This is a genomic window from Solirubrobacter phytolaccae, from assembly GCF_027587195.1.
Lineage (GTDB): Bacteria > Actinomycetota > Thermoleophilia > Solirubrobacterales > Solirubrobacteraceae > Solirubrobacter > Solirubrobacter phytolaccae.
The window spans coordinates 43797-62752 of the sequence record NZ_JAPDDP010000004.1; the positions used below are offsets into that span (position 1 = coordinate 43797).

Annotated in this window: 19 protein-coding genes; 12 read left to right on the forward strand and 7 right to left on the reverse strand. The window is 71.1% G+C overall.

The annotated features are described in order from the left end of the window. Window positions 1–20 precede the first annotated feature (20 nt). The 9 genes from OJ997_RS03120 (at window position 21) to OJ997_RS03160 (ending at window position 8517) form a co-directional block, all read left to right on the forward strand. Window positions 21–461 (forward strand): molybdopterin cofactor-binding domain-containing protein, encoded by a 441-nt coding sequence (locus OJ997_RS03120; protein ID WP_270023542.1) that lies wholly within the window; start codon window positions 21–23, stop codon window positions 459–461. Next, the gene (locus tag OJ997_RS03125) at window positions 462–905 is read left to right on the forward strand and encodes a YceI family protein (protein ID WP_270023544.1); all 444 of its coding nucleotides are present in this window, start codon (window positions 462–464) and stop codon (window positions 903–905) included. Beyond that, a complete protein-coding gene (locus OJ997_RS03130; protein ID WP_270023546.1) occupies window positions 898–1326 on the forward strand; it encodes an SRPBCC domain-containing protein in 429 nt (142 codons plus the stop codon). Before OJ997_RS03125 ends, OJ997_RS03130 begins: the two co-directional genes overlap by 8 nt. Continuing rightward, window positions 1326–1577, forward strand: coding sequence for a hypothetical protein (locus OJ997_RS03135; protein WP_270023547.1), 252 nt, complete (start codon window positions 1326–1328; stop codon window positions 1575–1577). Before OJ997_RS03130 ends, OJ997_RS03135 begins: the two co-directional genes overlap by 1 nt. After that, the gene (locus OJ997_RS03140; RefSeq protein ID WP_270023548.1) at window positions 1574–3862 is read left to right on the forward strand and encodes an aerobic carbon-monoxide dehydrogenase large subunit; all 2289 of its coding nucleotides are present in this window, start codon (window positions 1574–1576) and stop codon (window positions 3860–3862) included. The genes OJ997_RS03135 and OJ997_RS03140 overlap by 4 nt, the downstream gene beginning before the upstream one ends. After that, the gene (locus OJ997_RS03145) at window positions 3859–4692 is read left to right on the forward strand and encodes an XdhC family protein (RefSeq protein ID WP_270023549.1); all 834 of its coding nucleotides are present in this window, start codon (window positions 3859–3861) and stop codon (window positions 4690–4692) included. Before OJ997_RS03140 ends, OJ997_RS03145 begins: the two co-directional genes overlap by 4 nt. A gap of 20 nt (window positions 4693–4712) precedes the next feature. Then, the gene (locus tag OJ997_RS03150; RefSeq protein WP_270023550.1) at window positions 4713–5135 is read left to right on the forward strand and encodes a hypothetical protein; all 423 of its coding nucleotides are present in this window, start codon (window positions 4713–4715) and stop codon (window positions 5133–5135) included. Window positions 5136–5140: 5 nt separating this feature from the next. Then, window positions 5141–5560 carry a hypothetical protein gene (locus OJ997_RS03155; RefSeq protein WP_270023551.1) on the forward strand — a complete coding sequence of 140 codons (420 nt, stop codon included), beginning with the start codon at window positions 5141–5143 and terminating at the stop codon, window positions 5558–5560. A gap of 68 nt (window positions 5561–5628) precedes the next feature. After that, window positions 5629–8517, forward strand: a complete 2889-nt coding sequence (locus OJ997_RS03160; protein ID WP_270023552.1) for an amidase — start codon at window positions 5629–5631, stop codon at window positions 8515–8517. A 16-nt stretch (window positions 8518–8533) separates the two neighbouring features. Here OJ997_RS03160 and OJ997_RS03165 read toward each other — a convergent pair whose 3' ends face one another. Together OJ997_RS03165 and OJ997_RS03170 are read right to left on the reverse strand one after the other, a co-directional pair. Continuing rightward, a complete protein-coding gene (locus tag OJ997_RS03165; protein WP_270023553.1) occupies window positions 8534–9199 on the reverse strand; it encodes an AIM24 family protein in 666 nt (221 codons plus the stop codon). A gap of 24 nt (window positions 9200–9223) precedes the next feature. Then, complete coding sequence (locus tag OJ997_RS03170) at window positions 9224–9769, reverse strand: helix-turn-helix domain-containing protein (protein WP_270023554.1); 546 nt, start codon at window positions 9767–9769, stop codon at window positions 9224–9226. Window positions 9770–9826: 57 nt separating this feature from the next. Here OJ997_RS03170 and OJ997_RS03175 point away from each other — a divergent pair, with 57 nt between their 5' ends. Beyond that, entirely contained in the window at window positions 9827–10996 is a 1170-nt protein-coding gene (locus tag OJ997_RS03175; protein WP_270023555.1) for a benzoate/H(+) symporter BenE family transporter, read from the forward strand. 22 nt (window positions 10997–11018) lie between these two features. Beyond that, window positions 11019–11774 (forward strand): hypothetical protein, encoded by a 756-nt coding sequence (locus OJ997_RS03180; RefSeq protein ID WP_270023556.1) that lies wholly within the window; start codon window positions 11019–11021, stop codon window positions 11772–11774. On the opposite strand, the gene OJ997_RS03185 is transcribed toward OJ997_RS03180, so the two are convergent. Genes OJ997_RS03185 through OJ997_RS03200 form a run of 4 tightly spaced genes read right to left on the reverse strand, consistent with a single transcriptional unit; the run spans window position 11768 to window position 16193 of the window. Beyond that, window positions 11768–12763 carry a hypothetical protein gene (locus OJ997_RS03185; protein WP_270023557.1) on the reverse strand — a complete coding sequence of 332 codons (996 nt, stop codon included), beginning with the start codon at window positions 12761–12763 and terminating at the stop codon, window positions 11768–11770. The two genes, OJ997_RS03180 and OJ997_RS03185, sit on opposite strands and share 7 nt — an antisense overlap. Continuing rightward, complete coding sequence (locus tag OJ997_RS03190; protein WP_270023558.1) at window positions 12738–13868, reverse strand: glycosyltransferase family 4 protein; 1131 nt, start codon at window positions 13866–13868, stop codon at window positions 12738–12740. The genes OJ997_RS03185 and OJ997_RS03190 overlap by 26 nt, the downstream gene beginning before the upstream one ends. A gap of 20 nt (window positions 13869–13888) precedes the next feature. Continuing rightward, the gene (locus OJ997_RS03195; protein WP_270023560.1) at window positions 13889–15589 is read right to left on the reverse strand and encodes a hypothetical protein; all 1701 of its coding nucleotides are present in this window, start codon (window positions 15587–15589) and stop codon (window positions 13889–13891) included. A gap of 19 nt (window positions 15590–15608) precedes the next feature. Continuing rightward, window positions 15609–16193, reverse strand: a complete 585-nt coding sequence (locus OJ997_RS03200; protein ID WP_270023561.1) for a DUF998 domain-containing protein — start codon at window positions 16191–16193, stop codon at window positions 15609–15611. 59 nt (window positions 16194–16252) lie between these two features. On the opposite strand from OJ997_RS03200, the gene OJ997_RS03205 reads away from it, so the two are divergent. Further along, window positions 16253–18076 carry an SIR2 family protein gene (locus tag OJ997_RS03205; RefSeq protein ID WP_270023563.1) on the forward strand — a complete coding sequence of 608 codons (1824 nt, stop codon included), beginning with the start codon at window positions 16253–16255 and terminating at the stop codon, window positions 18074–18076. Here OJ997_RS03205 and OJ997_RS03210 read toward each other — a convergent pair. Continuing rightward, entirely contained in the window at window positions 18052–18948 is an 897-nt protein-coding gene (locus tag OJ997_RS03210) for an alpha/beta fold hydrolase (protein WP_270023564.1), read from the reverse strand. The genes OJ997_RS03205 and OJ997_RS03210 overlap by 25 nt on opposite strands. Window positions 18949–18956: the final 8 nt, after the last annotated feature.

Consider the following 18956-nt stretch of genomic DNA (forward strand, 5'->3'; position numbering starts at 1 on the left):
CAAACGACTGGAGGCACAAGGTGGCTGACGAGGCCTATCGCGCGGTGTTCCTGCGCGTCCACCCGACGGGGAAGATGGTGCTGAGCCTCACCACCCGCGCCGACGGCAACGAGCCCGGCTACGCGCAGCTCGTCGCCGACGAGCTCGGCGTTCCCGCCCTGGACGTGAAGGTCGTGCCCGCCGACGAGGATCGCTTCGGCACCGGCCACGGCTTCAACGAGAGCCCGTCGTCCGGAACGCCCGCGGCGATCACGGTCGCCACCGGCAAGATCCTCGCCAAGGCCAAGCTGCTCGCCGGCGCCGACCTCGGCACGGACGACCTGCAGTGGGACAACGGCGCGTTCGTGAGCGGCGCCGAGGCGCGCACGATCGCCGACGTCGCGCTGTACGCGCACGGCACGGGTGCGTTGCCGCCCGGCGTCGAAGGCGGCCTCGACGCCCAGACGGTTTACAAGGACTAGATGGCCACCTACGGACCCGAAGACGCGACGCTGACCGTCCACACCAAGCGCGCGGGCGCGGCGGCGAAGGCCGGCCACGACCTGACGATCCTCGTCGAGCGCTGGAGCGCGACCTACGAGGACGGCACGCTGGACTTCGAAGCCGACCCGCGCAGCCTGCGCGTGCTCAAGGGCGAGGGCGGCATCGGCACCCTCGGCGACGAGGAGAAGGCGGGGATCAAGGAGACGCTCGAGGACGAGATCCTCGACGGCTCGCCGATCACCTACCGCGGCGGCGAGCTGACGCTCAACGGCGTCACGCACCCGGTCGCGTTCACGTTCGACGGCACGGAAGGTCGTGCCGAGGTCAAGCAGACCGACTTCAAGATCAAGCCCTACTCGGCGCTGTTCGGGACCCTCAAGGTCGCCGACGTCGTCGAGGTGAAAGTGAGGACCAATGGTTGAGCTCAACCACCGCTTCGACACCGGCAAGGACGACGCCGACAACTGGCAGGCCGTGCTCGACCTCGACCGGCTCATCCCGTGCGTGGAAGGCGGCAAGGTCCTCGAACGCGAGTCCGACGAGAAGGCCAAGGCCGAGATCAAGGTCAAGATGGGCGCGATGTCGATGACGTTCCGCGGCACCGTGGAGGTCACGCAGCGCGACGACGACGCGCGCACCGCCGTGTTCGCGGTGCGTTCGAAGGACACGGGCGGCTCGGGCTACGCGAACGCCGACGTCACCTTCGACCTCTCGGGCGGCGGCGGCGACATCAACACGAAGGCGACGATCAACGGCAAGGCCGCGTCGATGGGGGAGGGCGTGGTGCAGACCGTCCTCGACGCGATGATCAAGGACTTCACCACCAAGCTCGCGAAGATCTGATGGCCGAGCGGATGACCATGCGGCGGGTGCGCGAGGGCGAGGTGCCGCCGGACGGCGCCACCGCCCTGCAGGACGATCCCGCCCGCCCGGTCTTCCGCGCCAACGGCCCGTACGACTACGTGTGCGTCGAGTGCGGGAACGTGCTCGCGGCCGCGATGGGGATGGAGCAGATGACCAAGCGCGTGCGCATCAAGTGCGGTGCGTGCAAGACGGTCAACGTCGCCGTGTTCGACGCGAAGGGCGAGACATGACGGCCTTCGGCTCCGTTCGCCGGAAGGAGGACGCGCGGCTCATCCGTGGGCAGGGCCGGTTCGTGGATGACATGGAGCTGCCCGGGATGCTGCACGGCGCGGTGCTGCGGTCGCCCTACGCGCATGCGGAGGTGGTGTCGATCGACGCGACGGCCGCGCTGCAGCATCCGAAGGTCCATGCCGTGCTCACCGCTTCCGAGCTCGGCGACATGGCCTGGATGCCGACGCTCTCGGCCGACACGCAGGCCGTGCTGGCGGGGGACCGCGTGCTCTTCCAGGGTCAGGAGGTCGCGTTCGTCGTCGCCGACGATCGCTACTCCGCGCGCGACGCGCTCGAGCTGATCGAGGTCGAGTACGAGCCGCTGCCGGTCGTCACCGACGCCCGCGCCGCGTTGCTCGACGACGCCACACCGGTGCGCGACGCCGGCAACCACGTCTTCGACTGGGAGGCGGGTGACCCCGACGCGACCGCGCGCGTGTTCGCCAACGCCGAAGTCGTCGTCGAGCAGGACATGGTGTTCCCGCGCTCGCACCCGGCGCCGATGGAGACGTGCGGCGCGATCGCCTCCTTCGACCGTGTGGAGGGCAAGCTCACGCTGTGGTGCACGACGCAGGCGCCGCACGCGCACCGGACGATGTACGCGCTCATCACCGGCCTGCCGGAGCACCGCATCCGCGTGGTCTCGCCCGACGTCGGCGGCGGCTTCGGCAACAAGGTCCCGGTCTATCCGGGGTACGTGTGCGCGATCGCCGCGTCGATGCAGCTCGGCGTGCCCGTCAAGTGGGTGGAGGATCGCTCGGAGAACCTGATGTCGACCGGCTTCGCCCGCGACTACGCGATGCGCGGGCGGATCGCGGCTTCGGCCGACGGTCGCATCCGCGGCATCGCCGTCGACGTGATCGCCGACCACGGCGCGTTCAACGCCACCGCCCAGCCGACCCGGTACCCCGCCGGCTTCTTCTCCGTCTTCACCGGCTCCTACGACGTCGAGGCCGCGCACTGCCGCGTGACGGGCGCGTTCACGAACAAAGCGCCGGGTGGCGTCGCCTACGCGTGCTCGTTCCGGATCGCCGAGGCCGTCTATCTCGTGGAGCGGCTGGTCGACTGCCTCGCACGCGAGCTGGGCGTGGACCCCGTCGCGCTGCGGCTGCAGAACCTCATCCGCGCGGACCAGTTCCCGTACGCGAGCAAGACCGGCTGGGTCTACGACTCCGGCGACTACGAGGCGGCGTTGATCGAGGCGCTGCGGATCGCGGACTACGACGCGCTGCGCGCCGAGCAGGCCGAGAAGCGGGCGCGCGGCGAGCTGATGGGCATCGGCCTGTCCTTCTTCACCGAGGCGGTCGGGGCCGGGCCGCGCAAGCACATGGACATGCTCGGGCTGGCGATGAACGACGGCGCCGCGATCCGCATGTCGCCCACCGGCACGGCACAGGTCGCGATCAGCGTGCAGTCGCAGGGCCAGGGGCACGAGACGACGTTCGCGCAGATCGTCGCGCACGAGCTCGGGCTGGAGGTCGACGACGTCGAGGTGCTGCACGGCGACACCGACAACACGCCGTACGGGCTCGGCACCTACGGGTCGCGCTCGACGCCGGTGTCCGGAGCCGCGACGGCGATCGCCGCGCGCAAGGTCCGTGACCGGGCGCGTCTGGTGGCGGCGGCGATGCTCGAGGTCGCGCCCGAAGACCTGGTGTGGCGAGAGGGTCGTTGGTCCGTCGCGGGAGATCCGAGCGTCGGCGCAACCATCCCCGAGATCGCGCGCGCGGCCCGCGGCACGCTGGACCTCCCGCCGGGTGTGGAGACCGGGCTGGACGCCGAGGCCGTCTACGACCCGCCCAACCTGACGTTCCCGTTCGGCGCCTACGTCTGCGTCGTCGACATCGACCCGGGCACGGCGGTCGTCAAAGTGCGGCGCTTCATCGCGGTCGATGATTGCGGCGTGCGCATCAACCCGGCGATCGTCGAGGGCCAGATCCACGGCGGCCTGACGGACGGGATCGGGATGGCGCTGATGGAGACGATCGCCTTCGACGAGGACGGCAACTGCCTCGCCGGCTCGCTGATGGACTACCTGATCCCGACCGCCGTCGAGGTCCCCGACTGGGAGACCGGGATGACCGTCACGCCTTCACCGCACCACCCGATCGGCGCGAAGGGCATCGGCGAGTCCGCGACCGTCGGCTCGCCGCCCGCGATCGTCAACGCCATCTGCGACGCGCTCGGCGTCGCCCATGTCGACATGCCGTGTACTCCGTCCCGCGTCTGGGAGGCCATGCAGTGATCCCCGCCCACCGGATCGAGGAGCTCCGCGCCGCGCGCGAGGCCTTCGTCGTCGCCACCGTCGTGCGCGCCGCCAAGCCGACGAGCGTCCGTCCCGGCGACTCCGCGCTCGTCTTCTCCGACGGCACGATCGAGGGCTTCGTCGGCGGCGTCTGCGCGCAGGAGTCCGTACGCCTGCAGGCGGCCCGCGCATTGGAGACCGGCGAGGCCACGCTGCTCCGGCTGCTCCCCGGCCTGGCGATCTCCGAGCGCGACCCACTCGACGGCGTCGTCGTCTCCCACAACCCCTGCCTGAGCGGAGGCGCCTTGGAGATCTTCCTCGACCCCCAGCCCGTCGCCCCGCGGATCGCGATCGTCGGCGACACCCCGATCGCCCGCGCCCTCACCGCGATCGCCCGCGCCGCCGAGTACGACGTCGGCATGGTCCCCGAGGCCGGCGACGCCGCGCTCGTCGTCGCCTCCCACGGCGAGGCCGAGGAGGACGCGCTCGCCGTCGCCCTGCGCCTCAACGTGCCCTACGTCGCGCTCGTCGCGTCACCCAAGCGCGGCCGCGCGGTCCGCGAGTCCGTCGACGACGAGCTCCGCGCCCGCATCCACACGCCCGCGGGCCTGGACATCGGCGCCCGCACCCCGGCGGACATCGCGATCTCGATCCTCGCCGAGCTGATCGCCCAGCGCACCGCGCCGCCGGTGGACGCCCCGATCGAGAGCGCGACCGACCCGATCTGCGGCATGGAGGTCCTGGCCTCCGAGCAGACCGTCCACCTCGACACCGCCGACGGACGCGTGTACTTCTGCTGCGAGGGCTGTCGGTCGGCATACGTTCACTGATCGCGGGTACTCGATGCGCCATGTTCAGGCTCATCGCCGCGTTCGCCACGTTCGCTCTCGTCGTGCCCGCCGCCGCCGAAGCCAAGGTGCTCCGGGGCAAGACCAGCCAGGGGAGAAGCGTCACGGTCGTCCTGCAGAACGGCGTCCCGAAGCGCCTCAAGATCGGCTGGTCCCTGTCATGTAAGAAGAACAAGTCGACAGGGCCGACCTCGACGCGCTTCTTCCGCCCGTACGATCAGGCGACCGCCGACGTCATCAACGACGCAGACTCCAGCTCCGCAAGCCTCGGCAAAGGCTGGCGCGTGCGCAACAGCGCCAAGCTCACCGGCACCCGCGCCGACGCGACCTGGTCCGGCACGTTCTCGGTGAAGCGCAGCTTCTACCGCAAGGGCAAGAAGTTCGACGAGTGCCGCGCGGACAACGTCACCTGGTCGGTGTCCTAGCGCGAGTGCTCTCTATCGCGGAGCTCGCCGCGAGACGTGAGTCCAGCGGCATCCGCCTCGGTCTCACGGCGGCCGAGGTCGAGGCCGTGCTCGGTGAGCCGAGCCGGCGCGAGCGACGGCCGCGCGCGCTGTTCTACGGCTCGCTCGTGCTGTTCTTCACGCAGGCGGTCGACGAGGTCGAGATGATCGTCTGGTATCCCGGGCAATACGGCGAGCACCCACTGGTCGAAGGCGACTTCCCGCTCGAGCTCGACGCCGTCAAGGAGTGGTTGGCGGCGCGGAACATCTCGTGGACGACCGACGCGTTCCTGACCGTCGACGAGTACGTGGGGTTCACCACCGAGCAGGACGTGAGCCTGGTCTTCGTGGACGGCGCGCTCGAGAAGCTGCACGTCACCCGTCCGCGAAGTGGCGGGCTCGACTGATGGTCGAGCCGGTACCGACCGACGGGCGGTAACCGCTCCGGCTTGTGGCGGATTGGATTGCGCGGGTCATGCGACGATTCTTCGCCTTCGCCGGTACGGCCGCCGTGGCCGCCCTCGCGTTCGCCGGGCAGAGCTCGGCTTTCAACTACGTGTCCGACAGCAACGGGACCTGGTGGGGGATCCAGGACTTCGCCCCGCCGCGTGTCGACACGGGCAGCATCCGCGCCACGCAGGTCGGCGCGGGGCAGAGCCCCGCCTACTCCACCACGATCAACGGGTTCGGCGGCATCAAGGTCCAGGTCCCCGGCAGTCCTCGCCTGAACGGCGAGCTGATGCGCGGCTTCGGGCTCGAGTTCAACGGCAGCGACGCGTTCAAGACGACGACCGCCGTCGAGCTCGGCGGGGTCGAGATCGCGCGCGCGGTCCAGATCAAGAAGGAGCTGCCGGTCGGCACGGCCAGCTACGGCCGCTGGCTGGACACCTTCACCAACACCACGAGCGCGCCGGTCACGATCAAGGTCGCGTTCGGCGGCCAGTCGGGCTACAGCGCGAGCGGCGCCAACAGCTCGGCGCTCGTCAACACGTCCTCCGGCGACACCGCGATCACCGCATCGGACACGTGGGCGGAGGTCGCGACGCCGCTGTCGGGCACGACGCTCGTCGGCGGCCCGCAGGCCACGGTCATCGGCACGCCGGCTCCGTTCGGCGGCGCGATGACGTTCACCGGCAACTGGCTCAACGACACGTTCAATGAGCCGTTCGCGACCGGCGGCCACGAGGGCAACTTCCAGGCCTACGTGAACACGCTGACGATCCCGGCGGGCGCGACGAAGTCCGTCCTGCACTTCATCGTGCTCGGCAGCCGCGTGACCACCGCGACCTCGGACGCCGAGCGGCTGAAGGTCGAGACGACGGCGGCGTCGCTCGTCACGACGCCGGACCTGACCGGGCTGAGCGCCGCGCAGGTGTGCTCGATCGACAACTTCGCCGTCACCGCCGACTGCTCCGCCGCGGGCGGCGTCCCGCGCGTGCCGGTGCCGGCGAAGCCGCGCGCCGTCACGACGTCCGGCTACGACGTGGTGGAGAAGTCGATCGGCCAGATGCGCGCGGACATGGAATCCGGCCTGACGACCTCGGTCGCGATCACGCAGGCCTACCTGGACCGCATCAAGGTCTACGACCAGGGCCAGTTCGGCTTCAACGCGTACGAGATCGTCGCCGACGACGCGCTCGAGCAGGCGGCCAAGGCCGACGCCGCCCGCAAGGCCGGCAAGACATCGCCCGTCCTCGGCATCCCGATCGCGATCAAGAACCTCTACGACACCTACGACATGGCGACCACGAACGGCTCGATGACGTTCGCCGGCTTCCGCCCGAAGAAGGACGCCTTCCAGGTCGCCAAGCTGCGCGAGGCAGGCGCCGTGATCATCGGCAAGGCCGCGCTCGAGGAGTACGCGACGAGCGGCAACTACTCCAACGACGCGTGGGGCCAGACGTGGAACGCGTTCATGCCCTCCAAGTCCGCGCTCGCCTCCTCGGGCGGCTCGGCGACGGCGCTCGGCGCCAACCTCGCCGCCGGCGCGCTCGGCTCGCAGACGGGTGACTCGCTGTACGCGCCCGCGTCCGGCGCTTCGCTCGTCACCCTGCGCGGCACGGATGGGCTCGAGTCCGGCAGCGGGATCATGCCGCTGTCCTGGCTGACCGACTTCGGCGGCGTGATGACGCGCTCCGTCCCCGACCTCGCGGACATGCTCAACGTCGTCACCGGCACCGACCCGGAGGACCCGACGACCGCGCCGGCCGACGCCGAGCGCCCCGCCGACTGGCGCAGCACGCTCGACCCGGACGCGCTGAAGGGCAAGCGCATCGGCTACATTCCGGCCACGTGGGAGGACCCGTTCGGCACGACGGGCACGATCGAGGCGACCAAGGCCGCGCTGAAGTACCTCACGGACGCGGGCGCGACGATCGTCGAGATGGGCACGACCGTGGGCGACACGAACACGCCGCCCGCGCCGGCCGTCAACCCGTCCGGCAACACGAGCCAGGAAGGCTGGATGCAGTACATCGACGCGCATCCGGAGCTGGCCGAGCAGGGCTTCAACATCAAGAGCGCGGTCGACGTCAGCTGCTCGCAGCGCAAGGTCGAGTACGTGCGCCAGGACCCGAGCGCGTGCGCCGTCGCACCCGCGGCGCGCATGACCGCGGAGGAGCTGACCGCGCGGCGCAACTACCGCCTGCAGCACAAGGCGCTCGCGAAGACGTGGCTGGACACCGCCGGCGCGGACAACCTCGGCGTCGACGCCGTCGTCTACCCGGGCCTGCTGTCCGACATCTCGCTCAACGACGGCGGTGGCGGCAAGTCGAGCTTCGGCCGCCGCGACACGCCGGGCGCCGGCCCGGGCATCCCGACCGTCGTGTTCCCGGCGGGCGTCAACGACAACGGCCAGCCGATCAACCTCCAGCTGCTCGGCCGCGCGTGGGACGACGACAAGCTCGTCGGCATGGCCTACGCGTTCGAGCGACTGGCGAGCGCGGCCGGCAAGGGCCACGTCGCGGCGACGACCGCGCCGGCGCTGCCGTTCGTCAAGGACACCACCGGCACCGTCGGTGGCACGGTCCCGGCCACGCTCTCGCTCACGCTGGGCGCTCCCGCCACGTTCGGCGCGTTCACGCCGGGCGTCGAGAGGGAGTACACGGCCTCCACGGACGCGACGATCGTCTCCACCGCGGGTGACGCGGCGCTGACGGTCAGCGATCCGGGCCACCTGACGAATGGCCCGTTCTCGCTGCCGCAGCCGCTGCAGGTCGGGATCACGCCGAACGCGTGGGGGACCCCGGTGTCGAACGTGAAGTCGACGATCGCCTTCAAGCAGCTGATCGGCCGCACCGACGCGCTGCGGACCGGCAGCTACTCGAAGACGTTGACCTTCACGCTCTCGACGACGAACCCGTAACGGCCGACCGGGGGCGTCAGGTGGCCACCACCTGGCGCCCCTCGGACGGCTGCACGAGCACCCAGCCCTGGCCGGACATCCCGAGCTGGACGCTCTCGCCCGAGCCGAGCCCGATCAGCGACTTGGCCTGCATGTCGGTCTTCAGGTTGGTCGTCACGCCGCCCGACCAGGCGATCGCGGCCTGCGGATCGACGAAGGTCGGCGCCTCGGACACGTCAAGCCGCAGCGGCTCGCCGTCCGACAGCAGCGCGACGAGGCCGGAGCCACGCAGCTGGATGTTGAACAGCCCGCCGGCGATCGCGCCGGTCGCCCCGCCCTTGATGCGCGTGACGTCCCACTCGATCCCCGCCTCGAACGCGAGGATGTTCTTGCCGTTCACGGTCAGCGAGTCGTTCTGCAGCGACAGCACGTGGACGAGCATCGCGTCGTTGGCCAGGAACAGCTCGCCGGACCCGTTGGCCTGCATCAGCCGCAGCCCTTCGCCGGTGGCCGCCTTCTTGAGCATCCGGCCGAGCCCGCCGCCCTTGTGCTCGAAGTGCACGTCGCCCTGATAGGCGACCATCGAGCCGTTGCGCGCCATCACCGTGGTCTCGGACAGCTCGACCTTCAGCAGCCGCGGGTTCTGCAGCGTGAACGCCTCTCCGGTCTCCACCTCCGCGAATCGATCGAGCGGGGCACCCATGTCCGGCATGTTCAGCAACCTCCCTTAGTGGTTGCGACCGAGGGTACTTGCGCTCGGCGAGCGGATCACGACCACGGCCTCGACGGGGCCGGCGCCGACCGCGACGTAGACGTGCGCGACGTCGCTGTCCCACGTGCTGGTCTCCCCGGCGCCGATCTCTCGCTCCTCGCCGACCGGGCCGACCCGGAGCCGGCCCGCGGTCACCAGCAGGTGCTCGACGACGCCCGGGCCATGGCCGCCCGAGTGGCGCTCCGCACCGGGCGCGAACGTCATCCGGTAGATCTCGACCGTCCAGTCCGCGTCGGTGCTCACGTCGAGGAGGCGTCCCTCGATCCCCGGCTCGGAGAGACGCGCACCCACCCGCCCTGAGAGCAGGTGGGCCAGCGGGAGCGCGAGGGCGTTCGCGAGCGCGTACAGCGTGCTCAGCGTCGGGTTGCGGGCGCCGTGCTCGAGCTCCGACAGCGAGCCCTTGCCGATCCCCGCCGCCTGCGCGAGCGCGGCCACCGTCAGCCCGCGCTCTTGACGCGCGGTGCGGACGCGCTCCCCCACCAGTGCCGCCAGCTCGTCCACGCGTTTGACCCTACCAGCGCTGTTCCATAAACAGAACAGGTTCGCTATGTTCTGTTTATGGAACGGACGTCGGACGCCAGCGCGCACACGATCGTCGCCGGGATCATGGCGGCCCTGGTGGGGTTCACCAGCTCGTTCGCGGTCGTCCTGTCGGGCCTGCGCGCCGCGGGCGCCTCCCCGGCCGAGGCGGCTTCCGGGCTGCTCGCGGTGACCGTGACCATGGCCGTCGCGACGCTGCTGCTGAGCCGCCACTACCGCATGCCGCTGCTGATCGCGTGGTCGACCCCCGGGGCGGCGCTGCTCGCCAGCACCGGCACCGTGGACGGCGGCTGGCCCGCGGCGATCGGCGCGTTCCTGATCTGCGGCGGGTTGATCATGGCGACCGGGATCTGGCCCCGGCTGGGCGCGCTCATCACGTCGATCCCGACCCCGATCGCGCAGGCGATGCTCGCCGGCATCGTGCTCCAGCTGTGCCTCACCCCGGTGCGTGAGCTCGTCGCGCACCCGTGGCAGATCGCGCCGATCCTGCTGGTCTGGCTCGTGGTGCTCCGGCTCGCTCCGAAGTGGGCCATCCCCGCCGCGTTCGTGGCTGCGCTCGCCGTCATCGGCGTCGACGCGGCGCGTGGGGGAGGCGTGCACGGCGACCTGCTCCCGCAGCTGCAGTGGACCACGCCGCACCTCACGTGGGCGGGCGTGCTGAGCCTGGCGCTGCCGCTGTACGTCGTGACCATGGCCGGGCAGAACGTCCCCGGCACCGCGATCCTCGCCAGCTACGGCTATCGCGTGCCTTGGCGTAGCGCGATGGTCGTCACGGGCGCCGGGACCGCTCTCGGGGCGGGGGCCGGCGGGCACGCGATCAACCTCGCCGCGATCTCCGCCACGCTCGTCATCGCGCCGGAGGTCGATCCCGATCCGCGCCGGCGCTGGACGGCCGCGATGAGCGCGGGCTGGGCGTACCTGGTGCTCGCGCTGCTCTCCACCGCGCTCGCCACCCTGGTCAGCGCGGCCCCGGCGGACGTCGCCGGCGCCGTCGCCGGGCTCGCCCTCCTCGGGGCCCTCGGCTCCGCGCTCTCCGGCGCCACGAGCGCCGAGCACGGACGCGACGCCGCCGCCATCACGTTCGTCGTCGCCGCGTCCGGCGTCAGCTTCTTCGCCATCGGCGCGGCGTTCTGGGCGCTGCTCGCCGGGGTCGGCACGTACCTGGTCACGCGCCGGCCGCAGGCTTGAGGAGCCTGGACGGTACGTTCACATGCCGTTCACGGGCGCGCGGTCATGGCCCGCCATGCTGCGGCGGATCATGCGCCACGCCTTGCTCCTGTGCACCGTGCTCGTCCTCGCCGGCTGCGGCTCCGGTGGGAGCGAGCCCGAGGCGGACCCGGCGCCCACGTCCGCGCCGCGTGAGCTCAGCGCCTCGCAGGTGAAGGCCCCGCCGCCGGGGTCTTCGGGGGCGCTGGTGGCGCTCCCCGACAGCCTGCAGTCGCGGACGCGGCTGGCCTACGTGGACGAGGCCCGGCTCGACGCGGCCGACCTGGAGCTCAGCCCGAGCCGCGTGCGTGACCGCGTGCTCGCCGACGGCTTCCAGACCTCGAGCGAGGCGGGGATCGTCGCGATCGGCGTCGACTCCACCGAGCCGGTGGCCGCCGAGGACGCCGACGCCAACGCGCTCGCCGGCCACCAGATCAGCGCGGTGCAGGCCTGCCTCGGCGACCCGTTCGCCGAGACGATCCTCGGCCCCGAGACGATGGGGGAAGGGGTGGCGATGGGCGCGGGCCTCGCCAGCAGCCCCGAGGACCCGGCGCTCGTGGAGCTCCGGCTCTGCGGCGTGCCGCCCGTGCGCGAGCTCCACGCGCTCGAGAAGCGGTTGACGCGGCGCTTCGGCAAGCTCGGCGGTGTGGTCGAGGAGCGCGAGATCCGTGAGCTCGACCTGATCGCGGCCACGGTCCCGGCACACGCCCTCGAGCCCGATCAGGTGCTCGCGCTGCTCGCCGACCCTAGCCGTCAGTAGAACAGGAACGGCCACCAGTTCTTCATCGGGCGGCCGTCGTCGTCAAGCGCGGTGTTGTGCAGGCCGGGCATGTTCTGGCGCCAGTAGACGACCCAGCGGCCCATGCAGTCGGGCGCGAAGTCGCGGTAGCGCTCGAGCGGCGCCGGCGTCCACGGCACGGCCCGCTCCTCGGCCTGGCGCCAGGTCTCGATCGTCGACAGCACCGGACCCTGGCCTTCGAGGTCGTAGTCGAAGCGCCCGTTGGGCATGAAGTGCACGTTGCCGCCGGCGGAGACCGAGCGGCGGCGGTGGCGGACGCGCTTGCGCCCGTAGAGGTGGAGCATCGCGTAGGCGCGGAAGTGGCGCTCGTAGTAGGGGAGCGCGCCGCACGTCGCCATCCGCTCGAGCGAATGGCCGAGGCTCTCCATCGCGCAGCCGACGCCGCGCGCGTAGTTGACGAACAGGATCCGCAGGCTGCGGCCGATCCACGGCGCGCTGTGCTCGCCCGAGTTGCCGGCGTAGCGCGCGAAGCCGCCCGTGCGGTTGAAGTCCTCGTCGTACGTCGCCTTGACCTCGACCGTCTCCCACGGCCACGTGTGGTCGGTGTGATCGGCGAGCAGCCACACTTCGTTGACCTCGCCGCGCTCCACCCGCTCCTGCAGCCCGATCATGTCGTACAGCGCGCCGTAGTCGAGATGGATGCCGTCACGGGGGAAGCGCGCCGAGTTGCGGTCCACGGACCCGGCCGGCTCGGTGAAGTCGAGGATCTCGCCGACCTCGTAGTCGAGGAAGATCGGCGCGGCCGGGTCGCGGTAGCCCTGCCAGCGCGAGGACTCTGCGAGCACCGCGCTGAGCGTCTCCAGCTGCTGCCGGGCGTCGACATCGGACAGCCCGTGCACGAAGTTCACGCCGAGCACGCGCGGGCGCATGCGCGTGATCGCGTCGTGGTGCTCGACGAGCCACGGGTCGCTGTTCGCGCTGCTCTCAGCGTTGGGCCAGAGCAAGCTCATGCCTCCAATCGTGCCGCGTGGCCTGCCGATACACGTCGAGGATCTGTGGCAGCACGGTCGGCACGGTGAATCGTTGCACGTGCTCCTGTTGCCACTCGCACAGCCGCTCGCGAAGCGCCTGGTCCGCGAGCAACGTGTCCAGGCGAGCCGTCAACGTGCCCGACTCGACCAGCAGATCGGCGTGGTTGTCCAGGACTTCGCTGTAGCCAGGATTGTCGCCGGCCAGCACGACGCAGCCGCCGGCCGCCATCGCCTCGAGCAGCACGACGCCGAAGCTCTCGCCGTCCGAAGACGGGAAGCACGCGATGTCGGCGGCGGCGAGGAGCTCGAACTTCGCGGCCTCGGTGACGTGGCCGGCAAACGTGACGCGCGCTTGGATCCCGAGTCGGCGGACACGGCGCTCGAGCGCCGGACGAAGCGGCCCGTCCCCGGCGATGACGAGCGTGCAGCCCGCATGGGGCCGGGGCAGTGCCGCGAAGGCTTCGATCAGGGTCTCGGCCCCCTTGCGCGGCACGAGACGTCCGACGAAGAGCACGTGCGCAGCGCGCTCTGGCGTGCCCTGCGCCTGACGTGCCTCGATCATCGCCGGGATCACGCGCGGGGTGACGCCGAACACCTCACGCGCGTACTTCGCGGCGGTCGTGCTCACGGCGATCGAGGTGTCGATGCGGGCGAGGCTCCGGCGGTTCGCCCGCCGCCAAAGCCGCGTCGCGAGGACGGTCGGCACGCGGCTCGTCGTCATGTGGCACGTCGCGACGACGGCGGTGCTCGGCGCGAGCCGGCGGAGCATCGCGCCGGTCAGAACGGGGGAGTGGGGCACGTGGATGTGGAGGACGTCCAGAGGCGCGTCGCGTATGGCACGTCGGATCGCGGTCGACGACGCGCGCCACGCGACGGACACATGGTTGCCATTGATCGGGACGCGGACCTCGCGCGCGAGCGAGTACCCACCGGGGAAGTCTGCGCATCCGCCGGGGCGTGGACCAGCGGTCAAGAGTGTCACGTCGTGGTTGGCAGCACGCAGCCCGGCGGCCAGCGTGCGCACGTAGTGTGCGACGCCCTCGTCCGCGTCGAGGTCGCCTTCATAGACCAGGCCGACGCGCAACGACGCGTCCGTCTGAAGGCTCACGGCTGCGGTTCCTCGAACTCGACGATGGAGGAAGGGACGGCGAACGTCACGACCCAGCGCGTGTCGTCGAACGTCCGCTCCGGCCGCCGCGCCGCTCCGAGCGCCTCCACGACCGCGTCCAGATGTGTGGTGCCGAGCCGGGCGGGACTCACCGGACCCTGACGCTCGTTGCCCGCTGTGATCACGAGCTGCTGCTCGCGCCATTGGAGACGCAGGTCGAATGTGCCGCGTCCGTGGACCGTCGCCTCGGTCGCGAGGATCTCCACCGCCTCGATCAGCAGCTGCGTGTCCCCGTCGCGCGAGTGCCAGCGCGCGGCCCCGAGCGTCGCGTCGGCGACGATGCCGTCGAACCGGAGCTCGCTGCCGGCGAGCTCCTGCTTGACACGCCGGTCGAGCGTATCCACGACACCGGCGGTCACCTCTGCGGGCCGTCCGGCCAGGATGCGCTGAATCTGGACCGCGGTGGCGTACGCGCTGCTCGGCGATCCAGAGGGCAGCTGCGCGTCGATCGCACGTAGATACGCCGCGGCCTCGATCTCGGCTCGCACGCGGTACGGCTCCAGCTCGGCGCGGACCGCGCGCTGGGAGATCCTCGTCCGCACCGGGATGACGATGGCGACGAACACGCTCCCCGGCGCGAAGACCGTGAAGCTCGCCGAGATCAGTGCCGCGAGCGCCAGCCCGCAGACCAGCTCCAGGCCCGCCTCGACACCGGCGCCACGGGCGACGAGCGAGGCCGTGAAGACGACCGCGGCACCGACTGCGACCGCCGGCACCTTGAGCGGCCACGAGAAGCCGTCCCCAAGGCGGTTCGCGCAGTTCCAGATCACCGCCAGCGAGCTGAGGATCACCCAGCTGGGCGTCGCGATGACGGTCGCCGCGAGCAGCACCAGCTCGATGAGCATGACGTCCACGATCCAGCGCTCCCTGCGATCCATCGCCACCGACGCGACCATCGGCGCGGCAAGCGCCATCGCCGACGACCACGCGACGAGCACGATCCACGGCACGGCTGCGCCGCCGTCCGGGATGACGCCGATCGTCAGCTCAGGAGGGAGCGCCGCGGCGCTGGCCACCAGCCCCGCACGCAAGACGAGGGTGGCTGCGAGCGCCAGCCACTCGATGCCGGCGTTGTGCCACAGGCGGATGACGTCGAGCGGGTTCCCGTAGCGCTCGAACTCGTGCTTCTGCGAGGTCCGGTAGGCGTCGACCAGGTCGTTGCGCTTCTCCTCGGCGAGCCGCGCGCGAGCCTCCGTGAGGAAGTCGGCGAGCGCCGCCTTCAACGTCGCGTAAGCGGACTCCAATCCTGGCGGAAGCCGGCGGGCCTGAGCGACCGCGTCGTGGCTGATCGTTGTGAGACGCTGGACGGTCTCGTTGGCCGCGTGCCCGCTCGCCCGGCGGTAGAGGTGCGCGATCGAGTAGAGGGCGTTGCGCGTGCCGATCGGCCCGATCAGCGTTGCCACCGCCGCCGGCAGCACCAACACGCCGAGCGCCCAGTCGTGGTCGAGCGCGGCGGCGAAGACGAGTGCCCAACCCGCGGTCGCGGTCGCCCAGAGCGCGGCGATGCCAAACCGCAGATCCGCGACGAGCGGGCGGTCCTGCGTACGAGCGTCGGCCTCCAGCCTCGGGAGCTTCAGGAACCGACGGTTCAGTTCCGCGCCGGCAAGGAGCGCTAAGGGGAGGCCGAGTTGCCACACGTAGTCTGAGTATCCCGGATCAGCCCACCAGTTTCTGCGCGCGAGCGCGCCGAAGCAGGGACGCGTGCCAGAGGCAGCCGATCACGATCAGCGCACGCTGTCTCAGTCCGCCCACACTTGGGCCGACCGCGAGCAGGATGACGTTCACGCTCACGGCAAGCATCGCGAGCCCTAGGCTCCACGCACGCCAGCAAGCGGGCGTGCTGGGGCGTGCGGCCACGATCAGGACGGCCGCGAGCAACGCGAGCGTGATCAAGCCCGAACCGGCGTCGTGCAGGCGCCCCTCGGCGGTACGCGGGACGCCGGCGGGGAGCACCCCCGCGATCGTCTCAGTCGGAAACACCGCCACGAGCAGCGCGCCGACGCACATGCCGGCGAACAGCGTGCCCAGCACCGGGTCGTCACGGCGCAGCAGCGCCGCGGTCAGCGCGAACGACAGGGCCCACGCCGAGAACCCGCAGACCATCAGCCATCCGAACGGCGCGTTGGCGTACTCGGACACCATGTTCCGCTGCGGGGCCAGCTCCGGCACGAGCGCGTGTTGGAGGGCCACGACGGCGACGAAGCCGCCGAGCAGCATCTGCGCGGAGGTGGCGAGACGCATCGGGCAACGCTAGCGGTACGGGACTCCGCCTCGCGCCCCGCAGGTAAGCTCGCGCCCGGATGGGCTACGACCCCGCGAAAGCACTGCTCGACGAGCTCGTCGCCGGCAGGGTCGTGGCCGTCGTCGGCGCCGGCTTCACGATCGCGACCACGAGCCCGGACCGGCCGGCGAGCTGGCCGGCGCTGATCCGCCACGGCGCCGAGTACGCACGCGCCCACCACCGGCTCACGGAGCAAGAGCTGGACGAGATCGAGACGGCGCTCTCGTCCTCGGACGCGGCGACGCTCGTCGCGGCTGCCGAGCGCGTCGAGCAGGCGCTCCGCTCTGGAAACGGGACGTGGCGCCGTTGGCTGAAAGAGAGCGTCGCCAGGTTCGACGTCGCCAGTGGCGCCCTGCTGCGCGCCCTGCGCCATCTGAACGTGCCCCTCGCCACCACGAACTACGACACGTTGCTCTCCGCCGGACGGGTGCCGGCCATCTCGTGGCGCGCGTTCGGCGAGGTGGAAGCGTTCTTTCGCGAGAAGGCCGGGGTCCTGCACCTGCACGGAGTGCACACCGACGAGGAGTCGATCGTCTTTGGCCGCGGCTCCTACGAGACCATCCTGGACAACCGGCTCGCCCAGTTCGGCCAACAGATCCTGGGGAAGGTGTCGACGCTCTTGTTCGTCGGCTGCGGCCCGGGGCTGCGCGACCCGAACATCGGCGCGTTGTTCGAGTGGCTCGAGGAGAACGAGCTCAGCCACCCGCACTACCGGCTCGTGATCGAGGGCGAGGCCGCCGAACGGGTGGCTGATTGCGTGACCGACGTCGTGTTCGGCGCCGACTATCGCGATCTGCCGACCTTCATCGAGGCCCTCGCACTCGATCGCGACGATCGGGTGCTCGGCCGCACCGGGCCGTCGCGGATCGACGCGATGCGCGCGGGCAGGGCGGCCGGTCCCTCTCCGACCTATCTGCTCTGCGACGTCGATCCTCAGAGCGTCGGCGAAGTGCCGATCTTCTTGCCCGCACGGCCCTGGCAAGGGCCGCCGGAAGGCACTGCCGTGCCGCTGAGGGCATTGCGCTCGTTGGCGCGCACGCTGCAGTCGGATGGCGATCTGCCGACGTTCATCCTGATCGACGACGTCTGTCCATGGGCGCCTGGCGAGAAGGAGGGCCACAACGCCGCGAGGACGATGGCGGGGCTGACGAGGCTCTTCGACGCCTACGGCCTCGATCGCGCGAGCCGCCCGATCTGCGTCCGCTTCAGCTACATCCCGACCTCCCTCCGGGACGAGCTGACGTTCATGGAGTTCGGCGGCGACGGCATCGTCGACCGCCAGCCCGGGGACGAGGACGAAGTGGAGCGCCTGCGGGACGTGCTCGACCGGATCCGGGATGGCGAGCTTGGCTGGCGACCTCCGCGCCCGCTTGCCGGCGTGCCAGACGACACCGGGTTCTGGGAGCAGCTGTTCCCGCTGCTGCCGCTGCTCGACGACCACGGGTTCACGTCGGCTCGCGACATCCGGGAGCTGCTGGACATCGACAGCGACACGCTCGACTCCCGGATCGAGACCTTGGACGGGCGACTGCGAGCGGCGGTCGAGCTGGCACCGGCCGAGGTCCGGCGCGAAGTGACCCGGTTCCGTGGCGGGGCGGCGGTCCGCACTGCCGCGTTGCACCTCGGCTACGCGTGGATCGCGCAGGAGAAGCTGCGCGACGCCGACGACATCGATTGGGACCACGTGCTGCCCGTGGCAGCGCCTGAGGTGCCTCCGCTGCGGTTGCGGAGCAGCGTCGACGAGGCAGTACGCGCCGCGTGGTACCGGCACACGCACGATCCGCGGGGACGTGTCGGTGCCGACTGGCCGCCCTCGCCCTATCTGCGCTCTGCATCGGCGTGATGCCGACGCAGCACCTCGAGCGCGGCGTCCGGCAGAAAGGCGGTCAGCGCAGCGAGGTCCGCGGTGGCGCTGGGAATGTGCCGGTCCGCGGCGACCACGCTGAACCGCACTTCACGGAAACGGGCTTCGAGCGTTCGCACGGTGCGCAGGGGATGGACGTAGCGGTCGTTCGCCGACGCGACGTGATGGACCAGGACCGGCAGCGGGCTCGTCGGCGGGCGCCCACGCCGCAGGATCTCCGCGAGCGTCAGCAGCCTCGTGCGCCAGTCACCTGATCGCCACAACCGCACCTCGGCGGCGAGGCTCACGGCGTCGTGCTCGTGTCGGGCGAAGTTCCGGCACAGCGCCTCGAGGAGCGGCGACTGCAACAGCCAGCGGGCGGTGAGGCCGGCTACCGGGGCCGTCGCCGCGGCGCGGATAACCATCCGCGCCGGGGTTCGGAGGCGTCGCGGCAGCCTGAGGTCGGCCCGCTCGGCCAACCCGGCCAGGCTGACGACCGCGCTCACGCGCGGCACGAGGTGTGGATGCCGTTCGAGGGCACGGATGGCGACGACGAGCCCGAAGCTCACGGCCACGATCGAGAAGCGCTCGCGTTGGTCGCAGCACTGTCCGATCGCCGCCGCCAGCGCATCGGCCAGGCCGTCGATCGTCGTTACACGGTTCTCGCGCACCGGGGGCATGCCGCCGAACCCCGGAAGGTCGGGACAGGTCACGGTGCCGAGCGCCGAGAGCGCGACCGCGATCGTCCGCATGCGTTCGAGATCGGCGTGGTGGCCGTAGATCAGCAGGATCGACCCGGGCGGCGCCCCGGGGGTCCTGGCAGAGAGCACGCGGCCGCGTGAGCCTCGGTGCTCGAACGGCTCGATCGTCACGTGAGCGG

What these genes read in the sequence shown, in the direction of transcription:
- OJ997_RS03125 (WP_270023544.1), top strand. Translation starts at nt 462, where the DNA reads ATGGCCACCTACGGACCCGAAGACGCGACGCTGACCGTCCACACCAAG.
- OJ997_RS03130 (WP_270023546.1), top strand. Translation starts at nt 898, where the DNA reads ATGGTTGAGCTCAACCACCGCTTCGACACCGGCAAGGACGACGCCGAC.
- OJ997_RS03135 (WP_270023547.1), top strand. Translation starts at nt 1,326, where the DNA reads ATGGCCGAGCGGATGACCATGCGGCGGGTGCGCGAGGGCGAGGTGCCG.
- OJ997_RS03140 (WP_270023548.1), top strand. Translation starts at nt 1,574, where the DNA reads ATGACGGCCTTCGGCTCCGTTCGCCGGAAGGAGGACGCGCGGCTCATC.
- OJ997_RS03150 (WP_270023550.1), top strand. Translation starts at nt 4,713, where the DNA reads ATGTTCAGGCTCATCGCCGCGTTCGCCACGTTCGCTCTCGTCGTGCCC.
- OJ997_RS03160 (WP_270023552.1), top strand. Translation starts at nt 5,629, where the DNA reads ATGCGACGATTCTTCGCCTTCGCCGGTACGGCCGCCGTGGCCGCCCTC.
- OJ997_RS03165 (WP_270023553.1), bottom strand. Translation starts at nt 9,199, where the DNA reads ATGGGTGCCCCGCTCGATCGATTCGCGGAGGTGGAGACCGGAGAGGCG.
- OJ997_RS03175 (WP_270023555.1), top strand. Translation starts at nt 9,827, where the DNA reads ATGGAACGGACGTCGGACGCCAGCGCGCACACGATCGTCGCCGGGATC.
- OJ997_RS03180 (WP_270023556.1), top strand. Translation starts at nt 11,019, where the DNA reads ATGCCGTTCACGGGCGCGCGGTCATGGCCCGCCATGCTGCGGCGGATC.
- OJ997_RS03185 (WP_270023557.1), bottom strand. Translation starts at nt 12,763, where the DNA reads ATGAGCTTGCTCTGGCCCAACGCTGAGAGCAGCGCGAACAGCGACCCG.
- OJ997_RS03200 (WP_270023561.1), bottom strand. Translation starts at nt 16,193, where the DNA reads ATGCGTCTCGCCACCTCCGCGCAGATGCTGCTCGGCGGCTTCGTCGCC.
- OJ997_RS03205 (WP_270023563.1), top strand. Translation starts at nt 16,253, where the DNA reads ATGGGCTACGACCCCGCGAAAGCACTGCTCGACGAGCTCGTCGCCGGC.